The 13,183-nt window shown below is 61.1% G+C and carries 14 protein-coding genes; 3 read left to right on the top strand and 11 right to left on the bottom strand.

Annotation, left to right across the window (positions count from 1 at the left end; all coding sequences use genetic code 11):
* Positions 1–4: 4 nt before the first annotated feature.
* The 3 genes from HQ912_RS16295 to HQ912_RS16285 all read right to left on the bottom strand — a co-directional run bounded on the left by HQ912_RS16295 (position 5) and on the right by HQ912_RS16285 (position 2,511).
* Positions 5–664: a helix-turn-helix transcriptional regulator gene (locus HQ912_RS16295; protein WP_160892526.1), complete on the bottom strand. Its 660-nt coding sequence runs from the start codon at positions 662–664 to the stop codon at positions 5–7.
* A gap of 52 nt (positions 665–716) precedes the next feature.
* A complete protein-coding gene (locus tag HQ912_RS16290; protein ID WP_160892528.1) occupies positions 717–1,082 on the bottom strand; it encodes a cupin domain-containing protein in 366 nt (121 codons plus the stop codon).
* Between the two features lie 130 nt (positions 1,083–1,212).
* A complete protein-coding gene (locus HQ912_RS16285; RefSeq protein ID WP_160892530.1) occupies positions 1,213–2,511 on the bottom strand; it encodes an NAD(P)/FAD-dependent oxidoreductase in 1,299 nt (432 codons plus the stop codon).
* A gap of 313 nt (positions 2,512–2,824) precedes the next feature.
* Between HQ912_RS16285 and HQ912_RS16280 the strand changes: the two genes are divergently transcribed.
* The 3 genes from HQ912_RS16280 to hpaR all read left to right on the top strand — a co-directional run bounded on the left by HQ912_RS16280 (position 2,825) and on the right by hpaR (position 5,563).
* Positions 2,825–3,994 (top strand): p-hydroxyphenylacetate 3-hydroxylase oxygenase component, encoded by a 1,170-nt coding sequence (locus HQ912_RS16280; protein ID WP_047229910.1) that lies wholly within the window; start codon positions 2,825–2,827, stop codon positions 3,992–3,994.
* Positions 3,995–4,065: 71 nt separating this feature from the next.
* On the top strand, positions 4,066–5,007 hold the full coding sequence (locus HQ912_RS16275) for a p-hydroxyphenylacetate 3-hydroxylase reductase component (protein ID WP_047229909.1): 942 nt from the start codon (positions 4,066–4,068) through the stop codon (positions 5,005–5,007).
* 133 nt (positions 5,008–5,140) lie between these two features.
* Positions 5,141–5,563, top strand: a complete 423-nt coding sequence (gene hpaR / locus HQ912_RS16270) for a homoprotocatechuate degradation operon regulator HpaR (protein WP_047229908.1) — start codon at positions 5,141–5,143, stop codon at positions 5,561–5,563.
* Between the two features lie 139 nt (positions 5,564–5,702).
* Here the strand turns inward: hpaR and hpaI are convergent, their stop codons facing one another.
* From hpaI to HQ912_RS16230, 8 genes are all read right to left on the bottom strand, one after another.
* Complete coding sequence (hpaI, locus tag HQ912_RS16265) at positions 5,703–6,500, bottom strand: 4-hydroxy-2-oxoheptanedioate aldolase (RefSeq protein WP_047229907.1); 798 nt, start codon at positions 6,498–6,500, stop codon at positions 5,703–5,705.
* Between the two features lie 14 nt (positions 6,501–6,514).
* The gene (hpaH, locus tag HQ912_RS16260; protein ID WP_047229906.1) at positions 6,515–7,318 is read right to left on the bottom strand and encodes a 2-oxo-hept-4-ene-1,7-dioate hydratase; all 804 of its coding nucleotides are present in this window, start codon (positions 7,316–7,318) and stop codon (positions 6,515–6,517) included.
* A 12-nt stretch (positions 7,319–7,330) separates the two neighbouring features.
* Complete coding sequence (locus tag HQ912_RS16255) at positions 7,331–8,635, bottom strand: MFS transporter (RefSeq protein ID WP_047229905.1); 1,305 nt, start codon at positions 8,633–8,635, stop codon at positions 7,331–7,333.
* 50 nt (positions 8,636–8,685) lie between these two features.
* The gene (locus HQ912_RS16250; RefSeq protein ID WP_047229904.1) at positions 8,686–9,078 is read right to left on the bottom strand and encodes a 5-carboxymethyl-2-hydroxymuconate Delta-isomerase; all 393 of its coding nucleotides are present in this window, start codon (positions 9,076–9,078) and stop codon (positions 8,686–8,688) included.
* Between the two features lie 76 nt (positions 9,079–9,154).
* A complete protein-coding gene (gene hpaD, locus HQ912_RS16245; RefSeq protein ID WP_107321714.1) occupies positions 9,155–10,012 on the bottom strand; it encodes a 3,4-dihydroxyphenylacetate 2,3-dioxygenase in 858 nt (285 codons plus the stop codon).
* Positions 10,013–10,241: 229 nt separating this feature from the next.
* A complete protein-coding gene (gene hpaE / locus HQ912_RS16240) occupies positions 10,242–11,702 on the bottom strand; it encodes a 5-carboxymethyl-2-hydroxymuconate semialdehyde dehydrogenase (protein WP_047229902.1) in 1,461 nt (486 codons plus the stop codon).
* Positions 11,703–11,707: 5 nt separating this feature from the next.
* Positions 11,708–12,478: a fumarylacetoacetate hydrolase family protein gene (locus tag HQ912_RS16235; protein ID WP_107321715.1), complete on the bottom strand. Its 771-nt coding sequence runs from the start codon at positions 12,476–12,478 to the stop codon at positions 11,708–11,710.
* Positions 12,475–13,152: a fumarylacetoacetate hydrolase family protein gene (locus HQ912_RS16230; protein WP_047229900.1), complete on the bottom strand. Its 678-nt coding sequence runs from the start codon at positions 13,150–13,152 to the stop codon at positions 12,475–12,477. Before HQ912_RS16230 ends, HQ912_RS16235 begins: the two co-directional genes overlap by 4 nt.
* Positions 13,153–13,183: the final 31 nt, after the last annotated feature.

Below are 13,183 nucleotides of genomic sequence, written 5' to 3'. Positions count from 1 at the left end.
TGGCTTAGAGGAACAGGCTGCTGACCAGCTCGGTTCGATTGCTCACGCCGGTCTTGCGAAACAGGTTGATCAGATGCGTCTTGACCGTGGGCAGGCCGACGTCCAGCTCTCGGGCCAACTCTTTGTTACTGACGCCCTGGCGCAGCAGCAACGCTATCTGGCGTTCCTTGGGGGTCAGGCTACTGAGCGAGTCGTCCTGCGGCGGCAGGTTGGCGACGGCCAGTTGCAGTAACGCTTGCAGCGCTGCGAGCTGCGTCAGTTGCTCGCTGGTGAAGACGCCTTGCTCGGCGGTGCGCAACAAGGAAATGGCCGCTTGAGGCCGACTGCCCCGATGGGCGAAGACTTCCACCACATCCACCACGTCGTAGCGCTGTAAAAAATGGCGGTAGCGATGGCTTTCACGGATTGGCTGGCGGGCCATGGCCAGGCCAAGAGGCACCACGGCCAGGTCGCTGGAAACGTAGTTGCGCGGCTGCAACGGGTCGAACTGGCGATAGTTGTCCAGATAGTCGCGATGCATCTCGCCGCTCATGCCATGCAGGCTGAAGTCATGGGCTTGCAACTGTCGGTCGACGCAATAGAAGGCCGCTCGACTGGCGGGAACGAGCTGGGTGAACGCGTGCAGGCAATGGCCGGCGATGTCCTGGGAGGGGATGACGTACATGCTCGCAACCTTCGCCAAGAGGGCTGCCGGTGAATCCGGCAGCCGGGTCCGGTCAGACTACCGCGAAGTAGTGTTTGACAAAACTTTCGCTGACCACTTCCCACAATACCGGCGTACCTTTGGTCACGAACCAGCTGTCGCCGGCCTTGTAGCGGGTGCTCTGGCCGCTGGCTTCATCGGTCAGCACCACTTCGCCAGTGACCACGGTGGCCTGTTCGGCGAACGGATAAACCATTCGGAACTTGCCCTTGGTCGTGCCGAAGTAGGCGCTGCTGACCGCATCGGTGGGGGCGCCGAAGGTCATTTTGCCGAAGGCTTTGACTTCGCCTTCGAGAATCTGCGAACCGAGATCGGTGACGGTGCCCCAGGCGTCCAGGTCGGACAGCTGGATGTCTTTCTTGAGGTTGATAAGGGGCATGGCAGTGACTCCTGATGAGTGAAAAAAACAGCGGGTATGTATGTCTAGTACCGGTCAGTGAAGGCGCTGAATCTGTGGGAGCGGGCTTGCTCCCACAGGGGTTTCGCTTAACTGACGGACATCAAGGCCATCAGCGACGGCCATTCCAGTAACCCGAGAGCTGGTGCCAGGACTTGCCGGCGGTCAGCAGCAGTGGACGGATGGCGTCCTTGCCGATGATGGTCGGGCGCCTGACGGAGCTGACCAGGTCGTAGCGCGCCGAGCCTTCGCTCATGCCTTCGGCCAGCACCTTGCAGATGATGTGGCTGGGGGTGACGCCAAAGCCTGAATAGCCCTGGACGAAAAACGCATTGTTGCGGCCGGGCAGGGTGCCGATCTGCGGAAACAGGTTCGGGCTGCACGCCATCGGGCCGCCCCAGGCCAGGTCGATCTTCACGTCCTTGAGGTACGGGAAAATCTTCAGCATCAGGCGCCGATTCCAGGCCTTGAGGTCCTGGGGGATGTGTTCTATCAACGGCGTCGCCGCACCGAACAGCAGGCGGTTTTCATTGGTGACGCGGTAGTAGTCGATCACCGGGCGAATATCGCTGTAGGCGCCGCGAATCGGGCTGATGCGCTGGATCAGCTCCTCCGACAATGGCTCGGTCATCATCTGGAAGGCATAGGTATTGATGGTCGAGCGATGCAGCTCCGGCTCCAGTTTGTTGAGGAAGCTGTCGCAGGCCCACAACAGCTTGCTGGCCTTGACCGAGCCACGCCCGGTGCGCACGGTGATGCGCTCGCCGTAGCTGACTTCCAGGGCCGGACTGTTCTCGAAAATCCGCACGCCGTGGCTGACCAGTGCCTTGGCTTCGCCCAGCAACAGGTTCAGCGAATGCACGTGCCCGCCGCCCATGTGCAGCAATGCACTGCTGTAGGCCTTGGACCCGATGATTTGCTGCACGTCGGAACCGCCGAGAAAGCGGATCTCATGCTTGCTGTTGATCGACTTGAAGTCTTTTTCCCAGGCCCGCAGGGTTTTTTCCTGGCGAGCGTTGAAGCCCATGTAGCCGTAGCCATGGCAGAAGTCGGCATCGATGTCGTACTTGGCGATGCGGTCCTTGATGATGTCCGCGCCCAGATCGCTGATCTCGAAGACCTGCCGCAGCCCGTCTTCTCCCACATCCTTCTTGATTTTTTCCAGGTCATGGCCGATGCCGGCCATGATCTGCCCGCCATTGCGCCCGGTGCCGCCGAACCCCAGGTAACGCGCCTCCAGCACCACGATATTGGTAATGCCTTTTTCAGCGAGTTCCAGCGCGGTATTGATGCCGGAGAAACCGCCGCCAATCACCACGACGTCGGCTTCCACGTCCTGTTCCAGGGTTGGGAAACTGAGGTTGTATTTCTTGGTAGCGGTGTAATAGGTGGGCGTTTCGATATTGATCATGACGCAACCTGACAAAGTGAAAAGAAACGCCGTGACAAGCGCCTTCGCAAGACACTGCACGCGATGGCCCTATTAAGAGCCCTGGTGCTGGCGCCTGTCTTGATCATCCGTGCCGGCGGATTTGATCGAGCGCGCCAAGGCAGTGAAGGTCGCACCGTGGAAAGTACAATCTTGGGTCTGGAAGGTGCATTTTTCAGTTGCCCCGGATTACCCATACTGAACGGGCCTTAATCACTGATTCCGCCATTTCTGCACCACCGGGTTGCCGGGCAAAGGCGGGATCGGCAGATGCCAATAATAAAAGAGCCCGTCCATGAAAAAGCCAAATCCGTTGCTCGAAGATCTCAAGCCTATCCTGCCGGTCATTGCCGCCAATGCCTTCCAGGCAGAGAAGGACCGTAGCGTTCCTGTCGAAAATATAGCCTTGCTCAAAGGTATCGGCATGCACCGGGCTTTCCAGCCGAAAAAGTACGGCGGCATGGAAATATCGCTACCGCAGTTCGCCGACTGCATCGCGTTGCTGGCCGGCTCCTGCGCCAGCACCGCCTGGGCCATGAGCCTGTTGTGCACCCACAGCCATCAATTGGCAATGTTCCCGGCCAAAACCCAGGAAGAAGTCTGGGGTGACGATCCCGATGCGACTGCCAGTAGCAGCATTGCACCTTTCGGTCGCACCGAGGAGGTCGAGGGCGGTGTGATGTTCAGCGGCGAAATGGGCTGGAGCAGCGGCTGTGACCATGCCGAGTGGGCGATCGTGGGATTTCGCCGCAAAAATGCCGAAGGAACCCAGGACTATTGCTTCGCGGTGCTGCCTCGCAGCGATTATGAAATCCGCGATGACTGGTACGCGGTAGGCATGCGCGGCAGTGGCAGCAAGACCTTGATCATCGACAACGCGTTTGTGCCGGAACACCGGATTCAGAAAGCCAAGGACATGATGGAAGGCAAATCCGCCGGGTTTGGCCTGTACCCCGACAGCAAGATTTTCTACTCGCCGTATCGCCCGTATTTCGCCAGCGGTTTCTCCACCGTGAGCCTGGGTGTGGCGGAACGCATGCTGGAGGTTTTTCGCGAGAAAACCCGGACCCGCGTGCGCGCCTACACCGGCGCGGCAGTGGGCGCCGCCACTCCAGCGCTGATGCGCCTGGCCGAGTCCACTCATCAGGTGGCAGCAGCCCGGGCGTTTCTTGAGAAAACCTGGCAAGAGCATGCCGAGCACAGTGAGCGCCACCAATACCCCAGCCGCGAAACCCTGGCGTTCTGGCGGACCAACCAGGGGTACGCCACCAAAATGTGCATTCAGGCAGTGGATCGCCTGATGGAAGCAGCCGGGGGTGGCGCCTGGTTCGAGACCAATGAACTGCAACGACTGTTCCGCGATGCCCATTTGACCGGTGCTCACGCCTACACCGACTACGACGTCTGCGCGCAGATTCTGGGCCGTGAACTGATGGGCCTGGAGCCCGACCCCACCATGGTTTGACCGCCTGCTCGCTGAGCCTGGCTCATATAAAAACAATTGAGGCCGTCGACTGAGGCGGCCGGGAGTCTTGTATGTCTGATGTGTGCGATAGCGCTTTCGACACCCGTGCGTTTCGCCGGGCCCTGGGTAACTTTGCCACTGGCGTGACCGTGGTCACCGCGGCCGCCGAAGATGGTCGCAAGGTCGGTGTGACGGCCAACAGTTTCAACTCGGTGTCCCTGGATCCGCCGCTGATTCTCTGGAGCATCGACAAGCGCTCCAGCAGTCACGGTGTGTTCGAGGCCGCCAGCCATTTTGCGGTGAACGTGCTGGCCGCCGATCAGATCGACCTGTCGAACAACTTCGCTCGGCCCAAGGAGGATCGGTTCGCCGAGATCCAGTTCGAGGCCGGGGAGGGAGGTGCTCCGGTGTTTGTCGATTGCTCGGCGCGTTTTCACTGTGAAAAATTCCAACAGGTCGATGGCGGTGATCACTGGATCATGATCGGTAAAGTCGTGGCGTTTGATGATTACGGCCGCTCACCGTTGCTCTATCACCAGGGCGCCTACTCGATGATCTTGCCCCACACCCGCATGACCAAACGGGAGGAGGGACAGTCCCCCAGCAGTCACTTCCAGGGCCGTTTGAGCCACAACCTGTATTACCTGATGACCCAGGCGCTGCGGGCCTATCAGGCCAGTTACCAGCCGCGCCAGCTGTCCACCGGGCTGCGCACCAGCGAAGCACGGATGTTGATGGTGCTGGAAAACGATGCAGGGCTGAACCTGTGCGACCTGCAACGGGAAGTGGCGATGCCGGCGCGTGAGATCGAAGAGGCCGTGGCTAACCTCAAGCGCAAGGGCCTGGTCACCGATGAGGGCGAGCGAGTGCGTCTGACCGTCAAGGGCGTGGACGAAACCGAAGGACTCTGGGCAATTGCCAAGGAGCAGCAGGACAAGGTATTCGGCCAGTTCAGCGAGCAACAGGTGGAGCATTTCAAGGCCGTGCTCAAAGGCGTCATCAAAGGCGCTTGAGTTGTTACAGGGGTTCAAGCGCGACACTCAGCCTTGTGGCGAGGAGAGAAATCCCTTCGCCCCAAGGTAACTTGGCGCCGAAGCTGTTAAGATTTAGTTAACTCATTAACTAAATTTCCTCGCGAACACACCTATGCCCAAACCGCGCCAATCCTTGACCCTCACCCTTCTACAGGCCCGTGAAGCGGCCATGGGTTTTTTCCGTCCCTCCCTCAACCAGCACGGTTTGACCGAACAGCAATGGCGAGTCATCCGTATCCTCAGCCAGCACGACGAGCTGGAGATCAATCGCCTCGCTGAACTGGCCTGCATTCTCAAACCGAGCATGACCGGCGTGCTGACGCGCATGGAAGCGGCGGGCATGGTGGAACGGCGCAAGGCCGAACAGGATCAGCGGCGGGTGCTGGTGCGCCTGGCGCCGCAGGGGCAGGCGAGCTTCGATTCGATGAGCCAGAGCATGGAAGAGAATTACCAGCGTTTGCAGGGCAAGTTGGGGGAGCAGAAGTTGCAGACGTTACTGGAGTTGCTCAATGACCTGAAAGCGATCAGGCGTTGAGATCCCGGGTTGGTTAACTTCTGTGGGAGCAAGGCTTGCCCGCGATGAAGGCACTGCGGTCTCTCAGAAACCGAGGTGCCGGTTTCGCGAGCAAGCTTTGCTCCCACAGGCCCCCTCTCCACAGAGGTTTGTGTTGCTATCAGTACACACCGCTAGCCGCAGGTTTTGGTGTGTCTTTGAACGTCGCCGCAAGGCTTTGCAAACCGCGCATCAACACGGTTGTATCCACCCCCACCGCGACAAACCCAGCGCCCAGCTCGATATAACGCCGGGCGAGCTGTTCATCGGCGCTGAGAATCCCGGCCGCTTTGCCGGCCTGGCGGATGCGGGCGATGGCGTCCTCGATGGCGGCTTGCACGGTCGGATGCCCGGGATTGCCACGAAAACCCATGGACGCGCTCAGATCCGCCGGACCTATGAAGACCCCGTCAACACCTTCCACTGCGGCGATGGCATCCAGGTTGGCCAGGCCCTCGCGGCTTTCGATCTGCACCAGCAGGCACATCTGTTCGTCGGCCTTATCGAGGTAACCGGCAATACTGTTCCAGCGTGATGCACGGGCCAGCGCACTGCCGACGCCTCGGACGCCTTGAGGCGGGTAGTGAATGGCGCGCACCAGTTCGCGAGCCTGGCCGGCGCTTTCGACCATCGGCACCAGCAAGGTTTGCACACCGATGTCGAGCACCTGTTTGATCAATGCGGTGTCGCCGACCACTGGGCGGATCACCGGTTGGCTGGGGTAGGGGGCCACGGCCTGGAGCTGGCCGAGCATCCCGCGCACATCATTGGGCGCGTGTTCGCCGTCGATCAACAACCAGTCGAAGCCGGCGTTGGCCGCCAGTTCCGCACAGTAGGCGTCGGCCAGGCCCAGCCACAGGCCAATCTGCGCCTCACCGCTGCGCAGCCGTTGCTTGAAGGTATTGATGGGCATGTCCATGAGTCAGTCTCCGATCAGACGAAACGGCAAGCGATGGAACCGAGCATGTCGTAGTCGACATGGAAGGTATCCCCCGGGTTGGCCGCCACGGGACGGGTGAAGGAGCCACCTAGAATGATTTGCCCCGGCTGCAGGGTGACGTCGTAGGCCGCCAGTTTGTTCGCCAGCCAGGCCACGCCTTTGGCCGGATGATTGAGCACCGCCGCCGAGACGCCGGATTCTTCGATCACGCCGTTGCGGTAGAGCACCGCAGGCACCTTGCGCAGGTCGATTTCAGTGGGGCGCACCGCGCGTCCGCCCATGACCACGCCGGCGTTGGCGGCATTGTCGGAGATGGTGTCGAAGACTTTGCGGGTGGCCTTGCTTTGTGGATCGATCTGCTGGATGCGGGCATCAATGATTTCCAGTGCCGGGATCACCCATTCGGTGGCGTCCAGCACGTCGAATACCGTCACGTTCGGGCCTTTCAACGGCTTGCCGAGGATGAACGCCAGTTCCACTTCCACCCGGGGCACGATGAAGCGCTCGAACGGGATGTCGGTGCCCTCGTCGAAGAACATGTCATCGAGCAGGGCACCATAGTCCGGCTCAGTGATGTTCGACGAGACCTGCATGGCCCGGGAGGTCAGGCCGATCTTGTGGCCGACCAGCTTGCGGCCGTCCTTGATCTTTTGCGCAACCCAGGCGCGCTGGATGGCGTAAGCGTCGTCCAGGGTGATATGCGGATGGTCGAGGGAAAACTGCCGCACCTGTTCGCGCGAACGTTCTGCGTGGTCGAGGCGGGCGGCGGCCTGCTGGATGAGGTTTTGATCGAGCATGAAGAGCATCTCTTATTGAGGGTTGACGATGGCGGCCTGGGTGCGAAGCACCAGCAGGCCCCCCACGGCGATGAGCAGCGCCAGCACATAAAGGGCCAGGCTGGCGCTCTGGGTGGTGTCGCGCATCCAGCCGATCAGATAGGGCGCCAGGAATGAGGCAATGCTGCCGAAGGAGCTGATCAGTGCGATGCCGGCGGCCTGGGTGCTGTTGGACAGGAAGGCCGGCGGCAGTTGCCAGAACATCGGCAACGCTGCACTGGCACCCATACCCGCGATGATCAGGCCACCCAGTACCAGGGTTGGGCTGGTGGGTGAGAGACCGGCGATGGCAATGCCTGCCGCCGCCATCAGCAGCGGTACGCAGAGGTGCCAGCGCCGTTCGCGATGGCGGTCTGACGAACGGCCGCAGCCGATCATGAAAAAGCAGCCGGCCAGATACGGCACGGCGCTGAGCAATCCAACCTGACCGTCACTGCCGATTCCGGCGCCGTGAATCAACGTGGGCATCCAGAAAGCCAGGGTGTTCACCGCCAGCATCACGGCGAAATACACCGCCACCAGCAACCAGACCTGCGGGTTGTTGAGAATCGCCGAGAACGAGGTGATGGATTTGCGTTGTTCTTCAACGCTCAGTTGCGCGCGCAATTGCTGTTTGGCTTGCGGTGTCAGCCAGTTGACCGTCTCGAAACTGTCCGGCAGGCACTTGAGCACCACCAGGCCGAGCAGAATCACCGGCAGCCCTTCGATGACGAACATCCACTGCCAGCCGCGCAGGCCACCGAAGTCATGAAAGTGTTCAAGGATGCCGCCCGACAAGGGCCCGCCAATCACGCCGGCCATCGGCACGGCAATGGCAAACAGCGCGGTCACCTGGGCGCGGCGTCGTGCCGGGTACCAACGGTTGAGAAAGACCAGAATGCCCGGGAAGAACCCGGCTTCGGCCACCCCCAGCAGAAAGCGCAACACGTAGAACCCAGCGGCGCTTTCGATCAGGAACATGCCGGTGGACAAAGCCCCCCAGACCACCATCAGCGTGGCGATCCAGCGGCGCGGGCCGACCCGGTCCAGGGCGATGTTGCTCGGCACGCCGAACAGCGCGTAGGCGATGAAGAACAGGCCCGCGCCGAAGCCATAGACCGTGTCGCTGAACTGCAGGTCGGCGCTCATCTGCATCTTGGCAAAGCCAATGTTGATGCGGTCCAGGTGGGCGAAAAGGTAGCAGACCAACAGCAATGGCATCAGTCGCCAGGTGACGGTGGCATGGGTGCGGTCGTGGGCGATTGTGCCGGCAGTGTCGGCGGTATTGGCTGTGCTCATGATTTTGTACTTTTTGTCAGAGAGGCCGAAGGGCGAACGGGCAGGCGGGTTTAATGGGCCTGGGCGTTGAGGAAGGCGTGAACGTTGTTGGCCTTGAAGTTGAGCTGTTCGTGCAGCTCGATCATCTCGAACGACAGCGCCAGCAAGCGCTGGGCCTGGAGTTCGGCGAAGTGCGCGGTGATCACTTCAAAGAGCTTTTGCGCCACTTTCTGGCGGGTAGCCAGGTCACGGCCATGGCCGACCTTCAAGGTCATGTGGACGAAGGCATAGTCGTGCTTGCCGTCGGCCATGCGCCAGGTATCCAGGCGCACACCACGGCTGCGGATACCACCCAGGGGAAACACACCGCTGTCACCCAGCAGGGTGTGAACCTTTTCAAACAGGCCGGGCAGATCGGCCTGTTGTTCGATGTTGTCGGTGTATTCGGCAATGAAGTGGGGCATGGAGGCCTCCTGCGTCGGCAGCTGTGAGTGGCAAGCTTCAAGCGGCAAGTCGAGGGTGGTCGGCTGCCGCTGTGGCTCAAACTGGAAAAATGGCGTTGATCTGGCCCGTACCGGAACTGCCGAAAGGTTCGGTGATGATTTCGGCGGGTTTGGCATAGTCCGGCCCACCGAGCAGCCCCAGAAGCATGGCGGTGTCATGCATCTTGCCCTCACCGAAACAGTGCTCGGCGTAATCGGGCAGCATGGCGCAGAACTCTTTCCAGCGACCCTGGCGCCACAGCTCCACGACATGCAGGTCGACCTGTTTGTCGAACTCGCGCGTCCAGTTGTGGATGTTGGCTTCGGCATTGCGATCATCGGAAAAGCGGTGCGACAGCGAGCCGGAAGCCAGCACCAGCACCTTGCGATCACTTTTTTCGATGGCCCGGCGCACGGCGGCACCGAAGGTGAAGCTGTCTTGCAGACGGTGCCAGGCGCACCAGGCGGCAACCGACACCACGTTGAATTTCTGGTCTTGCGGAACATCCATGTGCATGTAGCGCATGGGCACCAGCGTGCCGTATTCCAGCTCCAGGCTCGGGATGTTGTGGGCCAGGGTGCGCACGTCGGCGGCATTGGCCTCGGCGGCGATCAATTCGCCCAGTTCCGGAGCGCCGGAGTATTCGTACTCCATGTTCTTGATGAAGTGCGGCAACTCGTTGCTGGTGTAGATGCCTTTGAAGTGCGCGCCACTGTTGACGTGGTAGGCGCTGTTGACCAGCCAGTGCACGTCAAACACCACGGCGGTGTCGGCGCCCAGTTCACGGGCGCGGCGACCGATTTCCTTATGGCCGGCAATGGCCGCTGCGCGGCAGCCGTGGTGTTTGCCCGGCAGCTCCGACAGGTACATCGAGGGAACGTGGCAGATTTTCGCAGCCAGGACGACTTCGCCCATGATGATTCTCCTGAAAAATTGTTCTTGTTGAATCTCGGATAACGGGTGAATCGGGTCTTGATGCTCTGGGTGGATCACTGCACTTGTGGCGAGGGGATTTATCCCCGCTGGGGCGCGGAGCGGCCCCTCAATAGGCCTGACACACCGAGTCGTCGGGTGTAGGGCTGCTGCGCAGCCCAGCGGGGATAAATCCCCTCGCCACAAGGTTAATCACCCGATTTGTCTGTGATCATGCCCCCCAGCGCGGAATGTGATGCCCGCCCATGGAGATGCAGACGTTCTTGATCTCGGCGAAGACTTCAAAGCTGTACTGTCCACCTTCGCGGCCGGTTCCGGAACCCTTCACGCCGCCGAAAGGCTGGCGCAGGTCGCGCACGTTCTGGCTGTTGATGAACACCATGCCGGCCTCGATGCCATGGGCCAGGCGATGGGCCTTGCCGATGTCCTGGGTCCAGATGTACGAGGCCAGCCCATAGTCAGTCTCGTTGGCCAGTTGCAAGGCTTGTGCTTCGTCCTTGAACGGGATCAGGCACACCACTGGGCCGAAGATTTCTTCCTGGGCGATGCGCATGTTGTTGTCCACGTCGGCGAACACTGTCGGCTGGATGAACTGGCCGCGACTCAAGTGCGCCGGCAGGTTGGCCGGGCGCTCCAGACCGCCGGCCAGGAGCGTGGCGCCTTCTTCGAGGCCGATCTTGATGTAGCCGGTGACCTTGTCGTAGTGGGCCTGGGTGATCATCGAGCCGACCTGGGTTTTCGGGTCTTGCGGATCACCGACGATCAGGCGTTTGGCCCGGGCGGCGAATTCGGCGACGAACTGCGGGTAGACGCTTTCCTGGATGAAGATCCGGCTGCCGGCGGTGCAACGTTCGCCATTGAGCGAGAAGATGGTGAACAGCGCTGCGTCGAGGGCCCGTTCAAGGTCGGCGTCTTCGAAAATCAGTACCGGCGACTTGCCGCCCAGTTCCATCGAATACTTTTTCAGCCCGGCGGTCTGCATGATCTTCTTGCCGGTGGCGGTGCCGCCTGTGAAGGAAATCGCCCGCACATCCGGATGCCGCACCAATGCGTCGCCGGCCGTGGCACCGTAACCCTGGATCACGTTCAACACGCCGTTGGGAATGCCGGCTTCCACCGCCAGGCGCCCCAGCTCGTTCGCGGTCAGCGGCGACAGCTCGGACATTTTCAACACGGCGGTGTTGCCCAGCGCCAGGCACGGCGCGGTCTTCCAGGTTGCGGTCATGAACGGCACGTTCCAGGGCGAGACCAATGCACAGACACCGACTGGTTGGTACAAGGTGTAGTTAAGCATCTGGTCGTCGACCGGATAGGTGTGGCCGTCCATCCGCGTGCAGACTTCGGCGAAAAAGTCGAAGTTGTGGGAGGCGCGCGGGATCAGCACGTTCTTGGTCTGATGAATCGGCAAGCCAGTGTCGAGGGTTTCCAGTTCGGCCAGTTTCGGCACGTTCTGCTCGATCAGTTCACCGAGCTTGCGCATCAGTCGGGCGCGCTCCTTGGCCGGCGTGTTGGCCCACTTCGGGAAAGCGTCCTTGGCCGCAGCCACGGCCTGGGCAACTTCTTCGGCGCCGCCGCTGGCAACTTCGCCAATGGCTTCACCGGTGGCCGGGTTGTAGTTGACGAACACATCTTTGCTTTCGACCTCACGGCCGTTGATCCAGTGCTTGATCATGCTGCTCACGCCTCTTTACGGGATGCGAAGAACTCGGCTTCGCTGACAATTCGATTGACCAGGCGGCCGACGCCTTCCACTTCCACCACTACTTCATCACCGGGCACCACGTCCGCCAGACCTTCGGGTGTGCCGGTGGCGATCATGTCGCCGGGCTGCAGGGTCATGAAGCTGGACAGGTATTCGATCAGGTAGGGGATGTCGAAAATCATGTCGCGGGTCGAGCCTTCCTGGCGCAGTTCGCCGTTGATCCAGGTACGCAATTTCAGGTTGCCGGGGTCCGGTACATCGGCCACATCGACCATCCACGGGCCGACAGGTGTGGTGGCATCACGGTTTTTCACCCGCAGGTTGGGGCGGTAGTAGTTTTCCAGGTAGTCGCGGATCGCATAGTCGTTGCACACGGTGTAACCGGCCAGGTAACCCAGCGCGTCCTCGCGCTTGACGTTGCGCGCGGCTTTGCCGATGACCGCCACCAGCTCGCACTCGTAGTGCATGTAAGCGACGTTGTCGGGGCGCCAGGTCATCTGGTTGTGGCCGGTGTAGGTGCCCGGGGATTTGATGAACGCCAACGGTTCGGTTGGCGGCTTGAACGCCAGTTCGGCGGCGTGATCGGCGTAGTTCAGGCCCAGGGCGAACATGCTGCCGGTGGCCGGCGGCAACCACTGGACCTGATCCTCGGCCAGCAGCCTACCGTCGGCCAGGCGAACGGCGTTGTGAGCTTCAACGGTGACCGTGTGGACCTGGCCTTCAAAACCAATGCGCGCGTGTTTCATGAACGTGCTCCTGTGTGCTCGGCCACAACGCTATTGACGAGGCGGCCCAGGCCGCTGATCTCCACTTCGACGCGATCGCCAGGCACGACATCAACCCGGCCCTCGGGCGTGCCAGTGATCAGAACGTCGCCGGCATGCAACGTCATGAACTCGCTGATCTCGGCGATCAATTGGGGAATGTTGCGAACGAAATTGGCCGTGTTGTTGTGCTGGCGCACCTCGCCGTTGACGTACAGCCTGATTGTCAGGCTATGGGGGTCGGCAACGTTGGCCGTGGGCACCAGTTCAGGCCCGATGGCACAGAAGCCGTCCCGGCACTTGGCCTTGACGGCGGGGCGGTAATAGCTGTCTTCCGGCAGGCTGAATTCATTGACCACGGTATAGCCGGCCACATAGTCCAGTGCTTCGGCGGCGCTGACACGGCTGGCCGACTTGCCCATCACCACGCCAAGCGCAGGCCCCGGTTGCAGCCGCTGGCCGTGACCTGGATGAACCACGTCGGCGTCGTGCCGGTTGCGGGTGTTGGGTGTCTTGATGAACAACACCGGTTTGACCGGCGGCTTCTGGTAAGGCGGTTGCTCGAACTCGGCGAGGCGCTGTTTCAGCAGCCCCTGATAGTTCAGTGCAACCCCAAACAGGGTGCCGGTCGCGACGTCATGCAGGGCACGGCTCATGCTTGTCTCCTGGCAGCGGCAGAGATGAGGG

Source organism: Pseudomonas sp. MPDS, assembly GCF_013283895.1.
Lineage (GTDB): Bacteria > Pseudomonadota > Gammaproteobacteria > Pseudomonadales > Pseudomonadaceae > Aquipseudomonas > Aquipseudomonas rhizophila.
The sequence above is the reverse complement of the archived record's forward strand: the minus strand, read 5'-3'. Positions and strand labels throughout refer to the sequence as shown.